Origin of the sequence: Nocardioides alpinus, from assembly GCF_900112035.1 — a bacterium.
Lineage (GTDB): Bacteria > Actinomycetota > Actinomycetes > Propionibacteriales > Nocardioidaceae > Nocardioides > Nocardioides alpinus.
Genome location: NZ_FOKC01000012.1, coordinates 13954 through 31489, shown reverse-complemented (window position 1 = coordinate 31489; position 17536 = coordinate 13954). Strand labels below are relative to the sequence as shown.

Sequence of the window (17536 nt, the reverse complement as noted above, 5' to 3'; positions counted from 1 at the left end):
CAACACCGTGGCTTCTCCCACCATCGCCGCCGAGGGCGTCACCAACCCCTCGATCGACGACCTGCTCTCCAAGACCGACAGCAAGTACAAGCTGGTGCTCTACAGCGCCCAGCGCGCCCGCCAGATCAACGCCTACTACTCCCAGCTCGGCGAGGGCCTGCTCGAGTACGTCGGTCCCCTCGTGGACACCCACGTGCAGGAGAAGCCGCTCTCGATCGCGCTCCGCGAGATCAACGACGACCTCCTGACCTGCGAGGACATCGACCCCGCCGCCGAGGCCGCTGCCGCCGAGGCCGCTGCCGGCGACGCCACGGAGTGACGCGAGCCTCACGATGACCTCGAGGGTCGTCCTGGGCGTCTCGGGCGGCATCGCGGCCTACAAGGCCTGCGAGCTGCTGCGTCGCTTCACCGAGTCGGGGCACGACGTCACCGTCGTGCCCACGGCTGCGGCCCTCGAGTTCGTCGGCGCCCCCACCTGGGCCGCGCTCTCGGGGAAGCCGGTCTCCACCGACGTGTGGAGCGACGTGCACGCCGTGCCGCACGTACGCATCGGCCAGCAGGCCGACGTGGTCGTCGTCGCCCCGGCGACCGCCGACCTGCTCGCCAAGGCCGCCAACGGGCTGGCCGACGACCTGCTCACCAACACACTCCTCACGGCGCACTGCCCGGTGGTCTTCGCCCCAGCGATGCACACCGAGATGTGGGAGCACCCCGCGACGCAGGCCAACGTCGCCACGCTGCGCCAGCGCGGCGCGATCGTCATCGAGCCGGCCGAGGGCCGGCTCACCGGCGCCGACACCGGCAAGGGCCGGCTTCCCGAGCCCGCCGAGATCTTCGAGCTCGTGAGCGGCGTCCTCGACCGCGCCCGGCTCCACCAGGGCGGCGCCCCGCAGGACCTCTCCGGCCTCAAGGTGGTCGTCTCCGCCGGCGGCACGCGTGAGTACCTCGACCCGGTCCGGTTCCTCGGCAACCGGTCGTCTGGCCTCCAGGGCTACGCCCTGGCCCGGGCCGCCGCGTCTCGGGGAGCGCACGTCACGCTCGTCAGCGCCAACGTGTCGCTGGCCGACCCCGCCGGCGTCAGCGTCGTACGGGTGGAGACGACCGACCAGCTGCGCGAGGCCGTGCTCGCCGCGACGGCGACCGCCGACGCCGTGGTGATGGCCGCGGCCCCCGCCGACTTCCGACCCACCTCGGTCAGTGACGCCAAGATCAAGAAGGCCGACGACGGCTCCTCGCCGTCGATCGAGCTGACCCAGAACCCCGACGTCCTGGCCGAGATCTCGCACGACCGGGCCCGCCCGGACGCGGTCATCGTCGGCTTCGCGGCCGAGACCGGCGACGCCACGGGCTCGGTCCTCGACCTCGGCCGGGCCAAGCTCGCGCGCAAGGGCTGCGACCTCCTCGTCGTCAACGACGTGAGCGGGGGAGCGGTGTTCGGCAGCGCCGACAACGAAGCGGTCATCCTCGGTGCCGACGGCGCAGCCGTCGAGGTGCCCCGGGGCAGCAAGACCGCGCTCGCGCACGTCATCTGGGACGAGGTCTCCCGGCGATTCGCCGAGTGAGACAGCCGTCCCGGATGCTGGTCAGCAGGTACGTTTGAGTCAACCGTTCCCCCGTCAATGTTTGGAAGAATTGAGTACAACGTGGCTGGACGCCTCTTCACCTCCGAGTCCGTGACCGAGGGTCACCCGGACAAGATCGCCGACCGCATCAGCGACTCGGTCCTCGACTACCTGATGGGGGCCGACCCCGACACCGCGAACCTGCGCGTGGCCGTGGAGACGCTGCTCACCACGGGTCTGGTCGTGGTGGCCGGAGAGGTCCGCACGACGGCGTACGCCCCGGTCGCCGACATCGTCCGCAAGGCCATCCTCGAGATCGGCTACGACTCCTCGGACAAGGGCTTCGACGGCACCACCTGCGGCGTGCAGGTCGCCATCGGCGCCCAGTCGAGCGACATCGCGGCCGGTGTGGACGCGGGCCACGAGTCGCGAGTCGGCTCCTCCGAGGACGAGCTCGACCTGCGCGGCGCCGGCGACCAGGGCCTGATGTTCGGCTACGCCTGCGACGACACCCCCGAGCTGATGCCGCTGCCGATCACGATCGCCCAGCGCCTGGCCCAGCGCCTCACGCAGGTCCGCAAGGACGGCACGCTCGCCTACCTGCGTCCCGACGGCAAGACCCAGGTCACCATCGAGTACGACGAGGACGACCGCCCGGTGCGGATCGACACCGTCGTCCTGTCCACCCAGCACGGCCCCGACATCGAGCACGCCCAGCTCGAGGCCGACATCAAGCAGCACGTCATCGACCCGGTGCTGGCCGACTTCGACCTGCCGTCCGAGGGCTACCGGATGCTGGTCAACCCGACCGGCACCTTCGTCATCGGCGGTCCGATGGGCGACGCCGGCCTGACCGGCCGCAAGATCATCGTCGACACCTACGGCGGGATGGCGCGCCACGGCGGCGGCGCCTTCTCCGGCAAGGACCCGTCGAAGGTGGACCGCTCCGCGGCCTACGCCATGCGCTGGGTGGCCAAGACCGTCGTCGCCGCGGGCCTGGCCCGTCGCTGCGAGGCCCAGGTCGCCTACGCGATCGGCAAGGCGGCGCCGGTCGGGGTGTTCATCGAGACCTTCGGCACCGGGGTCGTCCCGGACGAGAAGATCCAGGAGGCCGTGCTCCAGGTCTTCGACCTGCGTCCGGCCGCGATCATCCGCGACCTCGACCTGCTCCGCCCGATCTATGCCCAGACCTCGGCCTACGGCCACTTCGGTCGCGAGCTCCCCGACTTCACCTGGGAGACGACCGACCGCGCCGACAAGCTGAAGGCAGCTGCCGGCGTCTGAGGCACCTGCGCTAGACCAGTCACCGCGAAGACCCCCGCTCCGGCGGGGGTCTTCTCGCGTCCGTGGACCACATCTCGTCGACTCGGGTGCCCGAGGGTCCTGCCGTCCCTAGGCTGCCTCTGCGTGGCCCGGGACGTCGCGCCCGGACGGACCTTGGGAGACGCAATGACGCTGCACAGGAAGGTGACCGCGGGCCTCGCGGCTGCCGTCGTGGTCGTGGGCGGGCAGGTGGCCTGGGCCGGCGCCCAGGCCGCACCGGGTCCGACGAACCCGGGGATGTCCCGGCTCGCGGCGGACGCCGGCACCGGGCTCAGGATCGAGCGCGACGCGGCCGGTACGGTCGACTTCGTCGGCTCCGGCGCGCGCCGGAGCATCGACAACCCGGGGGTGTCCGCGAGCACCTCGGTGCGCGACGCAGCCCGCAGTCACCTCGCTCGGTACGGCGCGGCGCTGGGCCTGACGCAGGCGTCCGAGCTGGAGCAGGTCGACAGTGTCAGGTCGGTGTCCGGACAGGACGTCGTCCGTTTCCAGCAGGAGATCGACTCCGCGCCGGTCATCGGGGGACAGGTGGTGGTGAGCCTCCGGGCCGACCGTGACCTCGGCTCGATGCTGTCCACCCTCTCCTCCACCCGCAGTCTTCCAGCAGCGACCGTCACCGAGGCGTCTGCCCTGACCACCGCGCAGCGAGCGGCGGAGCGGGCCTCCGGTGCCACCGGGCTCGAGGTGACGGCGCAGGGACGAGCGGTCTGGGACCCTGCGGTCTTCGGTGGGTCGGCTGTCGGCCCTGCCCAGGGCGTCTGGCGCTTCGAGGCGGCCGACGGCGCTGCCGTACGTCGTCTCGTGCTCGTCGACGACACGTCGGGCCGGGTGCTGGTCAACCTCGACCAGATCGAGCACCTCGACCGCGTCGTGTGCGACCGCGCCAACGTGCGCGGCAGCGCCACCGCCTGCACGTCGGGCTTCGCCCGTACCGAGACCGGCGCGGCCAGCGCCGTGACGGACGTCAACGCGGCCTTCACGCACGCCGGCTCGGTGTCGACCGCCTACCAGGAGATCGCCGGCATCGACCTGACCGAGGCCCTGGGCATCAACGTCGGTGGTCAGAAGAAGCTCGCCTCGACCGTGCGCTTCTGCCACGCCACCACCCAGCAGGGCGGCTGCCCCTACGCCAACGCGTTCTGGAACGGCACCCAGATGTTCTACGGCGACACCTTCGCCGTCGCCGACGACGTGGTGGGCCACGAGATGACCCACGGGATCATCGACCAGTACTCCGAGCTCTTCTACTGGGGCCAGAGCGGCGCGATCAACGAGTCGATGGCCGACATCATGGGTGAGGTCGTCGACCACCGCACCGGTGGCGATGACGACTCGCAGTGGAAGCTCTCCGAGGACCTGCCGATCGGCGCCATCCGCGACATGAAGGACCCCACCGCCAAGGGCGACCCGGACCGGATGACCAGCCCGCTGTGGGAGGCGGACACTTCCACGTACGGTGACGGCGGCGGCGTGCACTTCAACAGCGGTGTGGGCAACAAGATGGCCTACCTGGTATCCCAGGGCGGTGCGTTCAACGGCCAGACGATCGTCGGGATCGACGGCGCGGACACGGGTCTGACCAAGACCGGCAGGCTCTACTTCGATGCCATCACCAGGCTGACGTCGGGCAGCGACTACGCCAACCTGGCTGCGGTCCTCGAGCAGAGCTGTGCCGACTTCGTCGCGAGCGGCACCGGCGGGTTCACCGCTGCCGACTGCGCCAACATCGCCAAGGCGGTGCTCGCCACCGAGCTGAGGACCACGCCGACCAACGCCCCGCAGCCGCCCGATGCAGTGAAGTCGTGTCCCGCCGGGACGACGATGCGCGAGCTGTTCAACAGCGAGACCGGTGCGCCGGCCACCAAGCTCACGCCGTCCGAGGCAGGCATGTGGGGCTATGGCGTCAACTCCGAGTGGGGCAGCAACGCCACCTCCGGGCTGGACTCCTGGTTCGGATACAACCCCGACCCGGGGAACTCGGCCGACCCCGCGGCCGCGTCCTTGACCACCGCTACGGGCATCGCCCTGCCGGCTGGCCAGAAGTCCTACCTGGGCTTCCAACAGTGGCGGTTGTTCGAGTGGTACGCAGGCCGGACCTCCGGGCCGTACATCGATGGAGGGACTGTCGAGGTCGACGCCGGCAGTGGCCCGGTCGACACCGCGTCCATGTCGTGGACCAACGGTCCCGAGCAGACGCTGTCGGCCTACAGCGCGTCGTTCCCCAACCAGTGGGCTGGACGCAAGGCCTTTGCAGGTGACAGCTTCGGCTGGACCAGGAGCGAGCTCGACCTGTCATCCTTCGCCGGACAAATCATCAGGCCGTCCTTCACCAGCCGTGGAGACGAGTCTGACGCCCTCATCGGTTGGTTCCTCGACGACATCGAGGTCTTCACCTGTGACGTGCCGGCCGTCCCGCCGACCCCCACCCCGACGCCGACGGCCACCCCGACGCCCACCCCGACCCCGGTCCCCACCCCACCGGTGGTCACGAAGGTGTCGTCGACGACCACGCTCAAGATCCGCAAGGGTGGCACGGTCGTCATCGCCCGGGTCGCGACAGGGACTGCGGCACCCACGGGCAAGGTCGCCTTCGCGGTGGACCGGAAGGTCGTCAGGAAGACGGTCACGATCTCGAGGGGCAAGGCGGTGCTCCGGCTCACCGCCAAGCAGGTCCGCAAGCTCGGCGCGGGACGGCACGTCGTGAAGGCGACCTACACAGGCTCGTCCGTCGCCGAGCCCAGCAGGGCGACCGCGAGGCTGCGGCTGTCCTGAGCACGGCCCATCGCCCGACGGACCGTCGGTGGCCGCTGACACAATCGGCCCCATGACCAAGGACGAGGCCCCGGAAGCAGACATGCTCCCGGGGCTTCGTGCTGCTGTCGACGACGCGAGGGCCAAGGCTGCCGCCACCCGACGGCGTACGGCTTCCGCGTGGGAGCCCGCCGCCACCGAGCCCGTCGCCCGGGTGCTGGTCGACATCGCGCTGGCCCACCTCGACCGTCCCTTCGACTACGCCGTGCCTGCGTCGATGGCCGAGACGGCCGTCCCCGGCGCGCGGGTCAAGGTGCGTTTCGCCGGGCAGGACGTCCACGGCTACGTCGTCGGGCGCACGAGCGAGACCGACCACACCGGCACCCTGCAACCGCTGCGGCGCGTCGTCAGCGCGGAGCCCGTGCTGGCCCCCGAGATCGCGGAGCTGAGCGCGACCCTGGCCAGGAGGTACGCCGGTGCCCGCTCCGACGTGCTGCGCCTGGCCGTCCCGCCACGCCACGCCACCGCTGAGAAGCAACCCTCGCCCGCAGCGCCGGGACCGCCAGCGCCCCCCAGTGGCGCCTGGACCGACGTCGAGCACGGCGACGCCTTCCTGCGTCGGCTCGCGGCAGGAGGGAGCCCCCGCGCCGTGTGGTCCGCGGGCCCCGCCGACGACTGGCCCGCGATGGTTGCCGAAGCGGCAGCCTCGGCCTACGCCGCCGGGCGGGGCGCGCTGGTCTGCGTGCCCGACCGGCGCGACGTCGCCCGCGTCGACGCCGCACTGCTCGCAGTGCTGGGGGAGGGACACCACGTCTGCCTGACCGCCGACGGCGGGCCGGCCGCGCGCTACCGCGACTTCCTCGCCGTCGCTCGCGGGGCCCGGCGGGTCGTGGTCGGCACCCGCTCGGCCGCCTTCGCCCCGGTGCACGACCTGGGACTGGTGGTCCTGTGGGACGACGGCGACGACCTCCACGCCGAGCCCCGGGCCCCCTATCCCCACACCCGGGAGGTGCTCCTGGCCCGTGCCGACCAGCAGTCGACGGCGGCGCTGCTCGGCGGCGTCGCCCGCACCCCGGAGGCCCAGCAGCTGATCGCCTCCGGCTGGGCCCACGAGCTCACGGTGCCCCGTGAGCTCCTGCGCCGCCGGGTGCGGGTCGAGGCGGTGCCTGCGGAGGACCGGTCGGTCGGCACCCGCATCCCGCGAGCGGCGTACGACGCCATCCGCCGCGGTCTCGGCTCCGGTCCCGTCCTGGTGCAGACGCCACGAGCCGGCTACGCCGCGTCCCTGGCCTGCGACACCTGTCGCGCACCTGCGCGCTGCACCGTGTGCACGGGCCCGCTCGTGGTCTCGGGGCCGACCGTCCCACCGCAGTGCCGCTGGTGCGGTCACGTCGAGGCGACCTGGTCGTGCAGCACGTGCGGCGGCCGGGGCCTCCGCGCCCCGGTGCGTGGTGAGGCGCGCACGGCGGAGGAGCTCGGCCGGATGTTCGCCGGCACGACCGTGCGCAGCTCCAGCGGCGACCGGGTCGTCGATCGGGTCGGCGCCCACGCCGACATCGTCGTGGCCACGGTCGGTGCCGAGCCCGTCGCGGACGAGGGCTATGCCGCCGTCGTCATCCTCGACACCTGGCTGAGCCTGGCCCGCGACGACCTGCGCGCGGCGGAGGAGGCCCTGCGTCGCTGGCTCAACGCCGCAGCGCTCGTCCGTCCCGGCGGGCACGTCGTGGCCGTCGGCGACCCGGCCCACCCCGCGCTGCAAGCCCTGGTGCGGTGGGACCCGACCGGCTTCGCGCGCCGAGAGGCGGAGGAGCGGTCCCAGGCGCACCTGCCCCCGGCCGCCCGGCTCGCGACGGTGACCGGCGACCTCGGCGCCCTCGACGACGTCCTCACGCTCGTGGACCTCCCCGAAGGTGCGGAGGTGCTGGGACCGGTGCCGGTGGACGACGAGCACCGGGTGCTGCTGCGCGTGCCGTGGTCGCGGGGCGAGGACCTCTCGCAGGCGCTCGGCGACCTGCAGCGGGTCCGGTCGGCCCGCAAGCTCGACCCGGTCCGGATCCAGGTGGACCCACTCACCATCTAGCGCGGATGCGCGACCAGGCGGACACCTCCCTAGGATTGGGCGTTCCGCGACCGAGCCCCCGGTCGCGTCCTCGTCGGAAGGAGACCCCGAGAAGATGGCCGTCCAGCCCATCCGCCTCTTCGGTGACCCTGTGCTCCGCCAGCGCGCCATCGAGGTCGACAGCTTCGACCGCGAGATCCAGCAGCTCGTCACCGACCTGACCGACACGATGCTCGCCGCGCCGGGCGCCGGCCTCGCTGCGCCCCAGATCGGCGTCGGCCTGCGGGTGTTCACCTGGCACGTCCACGGCGAGCTCGGCCACCTGGTCAACCCCGCCCTGGAGCTCTCCGACGAGACCCAGGACGGTGCCGAGGGCTGCCTGTCCCTTCCCGAGCTGACCTACGACTGCCTCCGCGCGCTCTCGGTCGTCGCCACCGGCTTCGACATGTACGGCGAGCCGCAGCGGATCGAGGCGTCCGAGCTGCTCGCGCGCGCCATCCAGCACGAGACCGACCACCTCGACGGGATCCTCTTCATCGACAAGCTGGACACTGCGGCCCGCAAGGCGGCGATGAAGGAGATCCGCGAGTCCGAGTGGTTCGGGCTCGAGCGGCCAACCGTGCGGTTCAGCCCCCACGCCACGAACGGATTCGCCCGATGAGAGAGCACTGCTGATGCGCGTCGTCTTCGCCGGCACCCCCGAGGTCGCCGTCCCCGCCCTCGACGCGATCGCCGCCAGCCGGCACGAGCTCGTCGGGGTCGTCACCCGCCCGGACGCTCCCAGCGGACGTGGTCGCAAGCTGCTCGCCAGCCCGGTCGCGCTGAGGGCCGAGGAGCTCGGCGTACCGGTCCTCAAGCCCGAGCACCCGCGTGACCCCGACTTCCAGGCCGCGCTGGCCGAGCTGCGTCCCGACGTGTGCCCGGTGGTGGCCTACGGCGCGATGCTGCCGCAGTCGGCACTCGACCTGGTGCCGCACGGCTGGATCAACCTGCACTTCTCGGTGCTGCCCTCGTGGCGCGGGGCGGCCCCCGTCCAGCACTCGCTCTGGGCCGGCGACGAGGTCACCGGCGCGACGACGTTCCGGATCGTCAAGGCGCTCGACGCAGGACCGGTCTTCGGGATCATGACCGAGCGGATCCGGCCCGGCGACACCGCCGGTGACCTCCTCGAACGGCTCGCCGAGGGCGGCTCCGGGCTGCTGGTGCAGACCCTCGACGGGATCGAGGACGGCTCGCTCGAGGCCCGTGAGCAGCCGGAGGACGGTGTCTCGTTCGCGCCCAAGATCCTCGTCGACGACGCCCGCATCGACTGGACGCACCCCGCCGCCGCGATCGACCGCCAGGTCCGCGCCTGCACGCCAGCGCCCGGCGCGTGGAGCACCTTCGAGGGCGAGCGCATCAAGGTCGGGCCGCTCACGGGAGCCGACGGTCCCGACCTGGGGCCGGGTGTGCTCGAGGTCACCAAGAACGCGGTCCTCGTCGGCACGGGCACCACCCCGCTGCGCCTCGGCGAGGTGAAGGCCTTCGGCAAGAAGCAGATGCCGGCCGCCGACTGGGCGCGCGGCGTACGCCTGGAGTCGGGCGTCCGGCTCGGCGACTAGGTTGTCGGCCATGAGCAGGAAGGCGCGCCCCGACGACATCGACGAGATCTGCGGTGGCCTGCCGGAGACCGAGCTGGGCACCTCGTGGGGCGACCGCCCGACGTGGAAGGTGCCGAGGGGCGAGAAGGGGAAGGGGTTCGTCCTCTTCCGCGCCCCCCACAAGAGCGCGGTCGACCCCGACACCGGCGAGATGTACGACGACCTCGTGGTGATCATGACTCCCACCGAGGCGGAGAAGCTCGCCCTCGTCGAGGACGACTCCACGCCCTTCTTCACCATCGACCACTTCAACGGCTACGCCGCCGTCCTCGTCCGGCAGTCCCGGCTCGGCGAGATGAGCCGCGACGAGCTGGCCGAGGTGATCACCGAGGCGTGGGCCACCAAGGCTCCCAAGAAGCTGGTGCGGGAGCTCTTCGGTGAGTGAGCGACGAACGCCCGTCGACCGGCCCCGACGGGCCGCGCTGGACGTGCTCACCGCCGTCCGGGTCGACGAGGCGTACACCAACCTGGTCCTGCCGCAGGTGCTCCGCAAGCACCGGCTCGAGGGCCGCGACGCCGCACTCGCCACCGAGCTCGCGTCCGGTGTGATCCGCATGCAGGGGCTCTACGACCCGATCATCGACGCGTGCCTCACCAAGCCCAAGCTGCAGGCCGCGGTCCGCGACGTGCTGCGCCTCGGCGTGCACCAGCTGCTGGCGATGCGGGTGCCCGACCACGCGGCGATCTCGACGAGCGTCGACCTCGTCCGGGCCAGCGTGGGTCAGGGGCCGGCCGGGCTCGTCAACGCCGTCCTCCGCAAGGTCAGCCGGCAGGACCGCGCAGCGTGGGTGGCGCAGGTCGCGCCCGACCGTGACGCGGACCGCCACGGACACCTCGCCGTCGCGCAGTCACACCCGCGCTGGGTCGTGGAGGCGCTCGACGAGGCGCTGGGCGAGGACCGTCACGAGCTCGAGGCGCTGCTGGTCGCGGACAACGACGCGCCGCGCGTCACCCTGGTGGCCCGGCCCGGCCTCTCCGACGTCGACGAGCTGGAGGCGTCGGGCGGCACCCGCACCCGCCTGTCGCCCTACGGCGTCGTGCTGGACGGCGGCGATCCCTCGGACGTCCCAGCCGTCACCGAGGGCCGCGCGGGCGTGCAGGACGAGGGCTCGCAGGTCGTCGCCCTGGCCATGGCGGACGCGCCCCTGGACGGGCGGGACCAGCTCTGGCTCGACCTCTGCGCCGGACCGGGCGGCAAGGCAGCCCTGCTGGCAGCCCTGGCCGCCCAGCGCGGAGCCCGTCTGGTCGCCAACGAGCGCCAGCCGCACCGGGCGACCCTCGTCGCCTCGGCGTTGCGTGCCCTGCCCCCGGGTGCGGCGTACGTCCTCGCCGGCGACGGCACCCGGCCGCCGTGGGTGCCGGGCACGTTCGACCGTGTGCTCGTCGACGCCCCGTGCTCCGGGCTGGGCGCGCTGCGCCGGCGGCCGGAGTCGCGCTGGCGCCGTACGCCCGCCGACGTGGACCTGCTGGTGGGCCTGCAGCAGGTGCTGCTCGACGTCGCGCTGGAGTCGGTGCGACCGGGGGGCGTGGTGGTCTACGCGACCTGCTCGCCCGTCGTCGCGGAGACGACGGGGGTCGTGGAGGCCGTGCTGGGCCGACGTGACGACACCGAGGAGGTCGACCGCTTCCAGCTGTGGCCGCACCGCGACGGCACCGACGCGATGTTCGCAGCGACCCTGCGTCGGCGTGCGCTCGCCTGAACCCGACGCCTGCCTCGTCCGACCACCCGGGCCGTCACCCAGACAGGTGAATCCGACACAACATTCAAGCGTCATCTCCGCGTCACCTGTTCACAACGCGCACGTAGCCGCGCATGATGGTCTGAGCGCGGCGCACCGGAGGGGTGTGCCTCGCCACGGGGAAGCGGGAAGAACAGCATGCGCGTGAGGTCCACCCTGAGTGTCGTCGCCACGGCGGCGCTGCTGACCGCGCTGGGCACCGCCCCGGCACAGGCCGACGGCCCACGCACGCTCACGGGTCCCGTCACGGGCGACCCCGACGTGTTCCTCACCTTCGTCGGCTGCGCGAACCTCTTCGCGCCGGCCGCCGCCCCGCAGTCGCGGATCAACCTCGGCCCCTACGACGCCCCGCTGGGCCGTCGTTCCCTCGGGCTCGTGCCGGCGTCACCGGGCACCGCGTCCGGTCCCTTTGCCCGCTTCGACTCCCTGGCGAGCTTCGACTCGACCCTCGCCGTCGCCGCGACGTCCGGCAGCCAGGGTGTCTCCTACGTCATGAGCATCACGCCCTCCAACCCGCCCGGCACCGCCTGGAGCGGCCGCGCCGCCGTGTCCGCGTCCCCGGGTGCCTGGACCGAGGTCTCCAGCGCGGCGCTCGCCTACGACTGGACCCTCGTCGACCTGACCACACTGACCGTCGTGAGCTCCGCCGGCACGGCCACCACGGCGGCGTTCGCCGCCGAGCACGGCGACGGAGCCGGCTTCGGCGTGACGGGCTTCGGCTGCGACGGGCAGTCCTTCAACCTCGACGCGGTGCGTGCCTCGGGGTCGACCTTCGACTTCGAGGGCGTCGCCCTGTCCACCGGAGCGTCCGTCGACCGCCCGCGGGCCGAGGCCGGCGAGCGCGTGACCATCAGCGGCCGGGTGACCGACGGGACCGGCCGGGTCACCGGCGACCCGCTCGTCCTGGAGTCCCGTCCGCCCGGCGGCGCCTGGAGCCAGGTCGGTCCTGCTGTCGCCTCCGACCGCAGCGGCCTCGCGCGCGTCGACGTACCCGTCTCCGAGACCACCGAGTTCCGCTGGCACCGCCCCGAGAGCCAGTACGCCGACGAGGGCTGGTCCGACCCGGTGACCGTCACGGTCGAGCAGCCGGCCACCGCGCCTGCGCCGGCGGAGAGCGACCAGTCCGAGAAGTCCGACAAGTCCGAGGCTCCCGCGCCGCAGTAGGACCCGCCGCTAGGGTCGAGGAATGCCGTCGCCGTTCGTGGAGATCGAGGTCGACGACCGCGTCGTCAAGGTGACCAACCCCGATCGCGAGTACTTCCCTGCTCGCGACGGTCGGCCGGGTGCGACGAAGCTGGACCTCGTCGACTACTACCTGGCGGTGGGGGACGGCGTCGTCAACGCACTCTTCGAACGCCCGTGCATGCTCCACCGGTTCCCCAAGGGCCTGGCCGGCGACAAGGTGCACCAGAAGCGCCTCCCCGCCGGTGCCCCGGACTGGGTCGAGACCGTGCAGCTGTTCTTCCCGCGCTGGAAGCGCACCGCCGACGAGCTGTGCGTGACCGAGCTCGCCAGCGTCATCTGGGCGGTGCAGATGTCGACGGTCGAGTTCCACCCGTGGAACAGCCGTCGCGCCGACACCGAGAAGCCCGACGAGTGGCGCATCGACCTCGACCCGGGGCCTGACTGCGACTGGGCCACGGTGCAACGGGTCGCGCACGTGGCCCATGACGTGCTCGACGAGCTCGGGGCGGTGGGTTTCCCGAAGACGAGCGGGGGCTCCGGGATGCACATCTACGTGCGGATCCCGCCCGACCACGGGTTCCAGGACGTACGCCGCGGGGCGCTCGCGTTCGCCCGCGAGGTCGAGCGCCGGGCCGGGGGAGAGGTGACCACGGCGTGGTGGCGCAAGGACCGCGACCCCGCGCAGCTGTTCGTCGACTACAACCAGAACGCGCGCGACCACACGATCGCGGCCGCCTACTCGGTGCGCGGGGTGCCCGAGGCTCGTGTGTCGGCGCCGATCCGGTGGGACGAGGTCGACGACTGCACGCCCGACGACTTCACGATCTTCACGATGCCGGAGCGTTTCGCCGAGATCGGCGACCTGCACGCCGACATCGACGGCCATCCCTTCGACATCGCGCCGCTGCTCGAGTGGGCGGCGCGGGACGAGGCGGAGGGTGCCGCCACCCCGCCGGAGCCCGACGAGGACTGACGCACAGCCCGCGCACAGGCCATCCTCACCGTCCTCTCACCTGCGCCTCCTAGCGTGGCGCCATGTCCGAAGGCCTGCACACCCAGCCCCGTCTCGACCGCGTCGCCGTCGTCGTCAACACCGCCTCGCGCACCGGAGCCCGGGCGCTGCCGCTCGTGGAGGCCGCGTTGCGGAGGACCTCCGAGCAGGTCACCGTCCACCCGGCCCACGGCGGTCTGGGACTGCTCGACGCGCTGGGTGCCGCGATGGACGAGGAGCCCGACCTGCTGGTCGTCGGCGGGGGAGACGGCACCATCGGGTGCGCCGCCGGCCTCGTCGCCCACACCGGCACGGCCCTCGGTGTCCTGCCGCTGGGCACGGCCAACGACTTCGCCCGCACCCTGGAGATCCCGAGTGACCTGACGGCCGCGGTGGACACCCTCCTCTCCGGCACGGTCGTCGACGTCGACCTGGGCCGCGTCGACGGACGTGCCTACCTCAACGTCGCGTCCCTCGGTCTGTCGGTCGCGGTCACGAGGCGCCTGACGCCGGGCCTCAAGCGCCGGCTGGGCCGCTTCGCCTATCCCGCAGCGACCCTCGCCGCCTACCGCGGGCACCGCCCGTTCGCCGCTCGCCTCGAGCTCGAGGACGGCACTGTCCTGGAGCTGCGCGACCTGATGCAGGTCGCCGTCGGCAACGGCCGCCACTACGGCGGCGGCCTGACGGTGTCGCCGAACGCCTCCATCGACGACCACCTCCTCGACGTGTACGCCGCGGAGCATGGCCGGCTCCGCGACCACCTGTCCGTCGCCCGGCTGCTGCGCTCCGGTCACCTGGTCGAGCACGAGCGCGTCCACCACGTGACCGCCCGGCGGCTGCAGCTGGTCACCGACGAGCCCCTCGAGATCAACCTCGACGGTGAGGTGGCCGCCACCACCCCGGCGACGTTCGAGGTCGACCGCAACGCCCTGCACGTCGTCGTACCCGTCCACAGCCGTGCCGCGCGGATGGATCCTGCCCCGAGTCCCTAGGATCGTGGCGTGGGCATCCAGATCACTCCGAGCATCCTCAACGCCGACCTGTCGCGCCTCGCCGACGAGGTCGCCCGGATCCCCAGCGCCGACTGGGTGCACGTGGACGTGATGGACAACCACTTCGTCCCCAACCTCACCCTCGGCCTGCCGGTGGTCGAGGCGCTGAGCAGGCACGCCTCGCAGCCGATCGACGTGCACCTGATGATCGAGGACGCCGACCGGTGGGCGCCGGCCTACGCCGAGGCCGGGTGCGGCTCGGTGACCTTCCACGCCGAGGCCGCCGCGGCCCCCGTACGCCTCGCGCGGGAGATCCGCGCCCAGGGTGCGCGTGCGTCGATGGCGCTCAAGCCGGCCACTCCGATCGAGCCCTACGAGGCCCTCCTGCCCGAGCTCGACATGGTCCTGATCATGACCGTCGAGCCGGGTTTCGGCGGACAGAAGTTCCTGGACCTCTGCCTGCCCAAGATCCGCACCGCGCGCGAGCTGATGCGCAAGCACGGCGTCGAGACGTGGCTGCAGGTCGACGGTGGCGTCTCGCTGGAGACCATCGAGCGGTGTGCCGAGGCAGGTGCCGACGTCTTCGTCGCCGGGTCCGCGGTCTTCTCCGCCGACGACCCGGACGCCATGGTGCGTGAGCTGAAGGCGAAGGCCGAGGCCGCTTCGCCGTGAACACGAGGGCCACGGTCGACGACATCCACGCCACCGCGCGAGCGATGCCGCACGTGACCGTGTTCCGGCCCGAGAGCAACCCCGTCTACCAGGTCGGGGGCAAGTCGTTCGTGTTCTTCCGCACCCCCCGGCCCAATGCCGTCGATCCCGACACCGGGGAGCGGTGGGAGGACGTCATCGTGATCTGGGTGGCCTCCGAGGGTGACAAGCTGGCGCTGCTCCAGGACGATCGCCTGCCCTTCTTCACCACCCCGCACTTCGACGGGCATCCTTCGGTCCTGGTCCGCGCCTCGCGTGCGGGCGAGATCGACCGCGACGAGCTGGTCGAGATCGTCGAGGAGGCGTGGCTCGCCCAGGCGTCAGCCCGGCGCGGTCGGGTGTGGCTCGAGGAGCGACAGGTGCGGTAGGACCCCGTCCGTAGATTGGCTGCATGACCGAATCCGTGTGGGACTACCCCCGTCCGCCGCGGGTCGAGCCGAGCAGCGAGCGCGTCGTGGTGACCCACGCGGGCGTCGTGCTGGCCGACACGACCGCGACCCTGCGCCTGCTCGAGACGAGCCACCCGCCCACCTACTACCTGCCGCGCAGTGCCTTCGCCGAGGGCGTCCTCCGGCCCGGCCAGGGGGCCTCGTGGTGCGAGTGGAAGGGGCAGGCGGACTACTTCGACGTCGTGGTCGGGGACGAGGTGCTACCCGCGATCGCGTGGACCTATCCCACGCCCACGAAGGGCTTCGAGGTCCTGCTCGACCACGTTGCGCTCTATCCCGGGCGCGTCGACCGCTGCACCGTCGACGGCGAGGTCGTCGAGCCCCAGCCCGGGCACTTCTACGGCGGCTGGATCACCTCGCGGGTCACCGGACCGTTCAAGGGCGGGCCCGGCACCTCCGGCTGGTGACCCACGGGGCCGTCAGTGCAGGCCGCGGTCGTCGGCCTGCTGGCTCATCAGGTGCGAGCCGTGCCGGGTCTGCTCGGCCAGCCGGCGGCTGTCGGCGATCCAGGTCGCACCCTCGAGCTCGTCGGCCCGTGACTGCACGCGCTCCAGCCGTCCGGCCCAGGTCGCGTGGTCGCGGGCCACGTCGTCCAGCCGGGCCGCCGGGATGACGATGCAGTCACCCTCGGTGCGCAGACCGGGTTCCATCGCGGCCAGTCCGGAGACCTCGTACGACGTGAGCGCGCGGGTCAGCCGGATCTTCACCGGGTAGACGTCGCGGTCGACGTCGGCCGGGTCGACCGCGAGCTCCACGATCCCCAGCTCGGGCTTGTGCCTGCGTCCTGCGGCCATCGTCGTGCCTCCCTCGTGGGGCCGTCCGGCCCCGTCCCTCGAGTCGAGCACCATCGGCGCGGTGGCGACATGGGGTGAGGACCCCATCTCGCACCCGTCGGCGGCGTCAGCCCGCGAAGAGGGTCAGCCGCTGCCGGATGATCTTGCGACGCAGCACCACACGGCGCTTGCCGTCGTGGCCGATCCGGAGCCGGTCGAGCTCCCACCCGCCGTGCTCGGCGCGCTCGACGAGCATCCGGGTCACCACGTTGCGCGAGAAGTCCGGGGGCAGCACGAGCGTCTCGAACTCCCACTCGATGCCGCGACCGGGTGGGCGACGCTGGATCCTGGGCATCTGCTCTCCTGACGGGGTGTCGGCGGTCGGATCGGGCGGGGCTCAGTCGGCGGACACGTCGTCGAGGGCGTCGACGATCTCGCTGGGCAGCGTCATGTCCTCGATGCCGAGCGCCCCGTCGAGCTGGGCGGCGGTCCGGGCACCGACGATCGGGGCGGTGACGCCGGGTCGGTCGCGCACCCACACGAGGGAGACCTCGAGGGGCGACCAGCCAAGCCCGTCGGCGGCCCGCGCCACGGCCTCCACGATGCCGCGGCCCCGCTCGTCGAGGTAGGCGCCGACGAACCGGGCGAAGTGCTCGGTGGCACCGCGCGAGTCCGACGGCGTACCGGTGCGGTACTTGCCGGTCAGCACCCCGCGCCCCAGCGGCGACCAGGGCAGGATGCCGAGCCCGAGCGCTCCTGCCGCCGGGACCACCTCGTGCTCGACCTGGCGGTTGAGCAGGGAGTACTCGACCTGGGTGGAGGCGAGCGGCGTACGTCCGGGGACCGCGCGCTGCCACGTGGCCGCCTGCGCGGTCTGCCAGCCGGTGTAGTTGGAGATGCCGACGTAGGACGCGCGGCCCGACGACACCGCGAGGTCGAGCGCGGACAGCGTCTCCTCGACCGGCGCCTCGTCGGTCCACACGTGCACCTGCCACAGGTCGACGTGATCGACGCCGAGCCGCGCGAGCGAGGCGTCGAGCGTGGTGAGCAGGTGGCCGCGCGAGGTGTTGGTGACGCGCTCGCCCGAGCGGCGGGAGATGCCGGCCTTGGTGGCGAGCACGATGTCGTCGCGACCGACGACGTCGCCGATCAGGGTGCCGATCAGCTCCTCGCTCGCGCCGTCGCCGTAGCCGGCCGCGGTGTCGACCAGGGTGCCGCCGGCCTCGGCGAAGGCGATGAGCTGGTCGCGGGCCTCGTGCTGGTCGGTGTCGCGGCCCCAGGTCATGGTGCCCAGGCCCAACCGGGAGACCTTCAGGCCGGTGGCGCCGAGGGAACGCTGCTGCATGCAGGTGAGAGTAGCC

18 protein-coding genes are annotated in these 17536 nt (G+C 72.4%); 15 read left to right on the top strand and 3 right to left on the bottom strand.

Annotation, left to right across the window (positions count from 1 at the left end):
• The first annotated feature begins 7 nt into the window (after positions 1-7).
• The 15 genes from rpoZ to BM127_RS18535 all read left to right on the top strand — a co-directional run bounded on the left by rpoZ (position 8) and on the right by BM127_RS18535 (position 15809).
• On the top strand, positions 8-319 hold the full coding sequence (gene rpoZ / locus BM127_RS18605; RefSeq protein WP_056600245.1) for a DNA-directed RNA polymerase subunit omega: 312 nt from the start codon (positions 8-10) through the stop codon (positions 317-319).
• A 13-nt stretch (positions 320-332) separates the two neighbouring features.
• Positions 333-1562, top strand: coding sequence for a bifunctional phosphopantothenoylcysteine decarboxylase/phosphopantothenate--cysteine ligase CoaBC (gene coaBC, locus BM127_RS18600; protein WP_091201056.1), 1230 nt, complete (start codon positions 333-335; stop codon positions 1560-1562).
• Between the two features lie 81 nt (positions 1563-1643).
• Complete coding sequence (gene metK, locus BM127_RS18595; RefSeq protein WP_091201054.1) at positions 1644-2846, top strand: methionine adenosyltransferase; 1203 nt, start codon at positions 1644-1646, stop codon at positions 2844-2846.
• Between the two features lie 165 nt (positions 2847-3011).
• The gene (locus BM127_RS18590) at positions 3012-5657 is read left to right on the top strand and encodes a M4 family metallopeptidase (protein ID WP_091201052.1); all 2646 of its coding nucleotides are present in this window, start codon (positions 3012-3014) and stop codon (positions 5655-5657) included.
• A 52-nt stretch (positions 5658-5709) separates the two neighbouring features.
• The gene (locus tag BM127_RS18585) at positions 5710-7716 is read left to right on the top strand and encodes a primosomal protein N' (RefSeq protein ID WP_157829581.1); all 2007 of its coding nucleotides are present in this window, start codon (positions 5710-5712) and stop codon (positions 7714-7716) included.
• A gap of 94 nt (positions 7717-7810) precedes the next feature.
• Complete coding sequence (def, locus tag BM127_RS18580) at positions 7811-8356, top strand: peptide deformylase (protein ID WP_091201050.1); 546 nt, start codon at positions 7811-7813, stop codon at positions 8354-8356.
• A 13-nt stretch (positions 8357-8369) separates the two neighbouring features.
• Entirely contained in the window at positions 8370-9296 is a 927-nt protein-coding gene (gene fmt / locus BM127_RS18575; protein ID WP_091201047.1) for a methionyl-tRNA formyltransferase, read from the top strand.
• A gap of 10 nt (positions 9297-9306) precedes the next feature.
• Positions 9307-9720 carry an MmcQ/YjbR family DNA-binding protein gene (locus BM127_RS18570; RefSeq protein ID WP_091201046.1) on the top strand — a complete coding sequence of 138 codons (414 nt, stop codon included), beginning with the start codon at positions 9307-9309 and terminating at the stop codon, positions 9718-9720.
• Positions 9713-11035, top strand: a complete 1323-nt coding sequence (locus tag BM127_RS18565; RefSeq protein WP_091201044.1) for an RsmB/NOP family class I SAM-dependent RNA methyltransferase — start codon at positions 9713-9715, stop codon at positions 11033-11035. The genes BM127_RS18570 and BM127_RS18565 overlap by 8 nt, the downstream gene beginning before the upstream one ends.
• 183 nt (positions 11036-11218) lie before the next feature.
• Positions 11219-12238 (top strand): hypothetical protein, encoded by a 1020-nt coding sequence (locus BM127_RS18560; RefSeq protein WP_139227799.1) that lies wholly within the window; start codon positions 11219-11221, stop codon positions 12236-12238.
• A gap of 22 nt (positions 12239-12260) precedes the next feature.
• Entirely contained in the window at positions 12261-13232 is a 972-nt protein-coding gene (gene ligD, locus BM127_RS18555) for a non-homologous end-joining DNA ligase (RefSeq protein WP_091201040.1), read from the top strand.
• A gap of 62 nt (positions 13233-13294) precedes the next feature.
• Positions 13295-14242, top strand: a complete 948-nt coding sequence (locus BM127_RS18550) for a lipid kinase (RefSeq protein WP_091201038.1) — start codon at positions 13295-13297, stop codon at positions 14240-14242.
• A gap of 9 nt (positions 14243-14251) precedes the next feature.
• Positions 14252-14914, top strand: coding sequence for a ribulose-phosphate 3-epimerase (rpe, locus tag BM127_RS18545; protein ID WP_091201036.1), 663 nt, complete (start codon positions 14252-14254; stop codon positions 14912-14914).
• Positions 14911-15321 (top strand): MmcQ/YjbR family DNA-binding protein, encoded by a 411-nt coding sequence (locus tag BM127_RS18540; protein ID WP_231263259.1) that lies wholly within the window; start codon positions 14911-14913, stop codon positions 15319-15321. The genes rpe and BM127_RS18540 overlap by 4 nt, the downstream gene beginning before the upstream one ends.
• Positions 15322-15344: 23 nt before the next feature.
• Entirely contained in the window at positions 15345-15809 is a 465-nt protein-coding gene (locus BM127_RS18535) for a DUF427 domain-containing protein (RefSeq protein ID WP_091201034.1), read from the top strand.
• 12 nt (positions 15810-15821) lie between these two features.
• Here BM127_RS18535 and BM127_RS22400 read toward each other — a convergent pair whose 3' ends face one another.
• Genes BM127_RS22400 through BM127_RS18520 form a run of 3 tightly spaced genes read right to left on the bottom strand, consistent with a single transcriptional unit; the run spans position 15822 to position 17520 of the window.
• Entirely contained in the window at positions 15822-16283 is a 462-nt protein-coding gene (locus tag BM127_RS22400; protein WP_157829582.1) for a hypothetical protein, read from the bottom strand.
• Positions 16284-16302: 19 nt separating this feature from the next.
• Positions 16303-16530: a DUF5703 family protein gene (locus BM127_RS18525; RefSeq protein ID WP_091201030.1), complete on the bottom strand. Its 228-nt coding sequence runs from the start codon at positions 16528-16530 to the stop codon at positions 16303-16305.
• 42 nt (positions 16531-16572) lie between these two features.
• Positions 16573-17520, bottom strand: coding sequence for an aldo/keto reductase (locus BM127_RS18520; protein WP_091201028.1), 948 nt, complete (start codon positions 17518-17520; stop codon positions 16573-16575).
• Positions 17521-17536 lie beyond the last annotated feature (16 nt).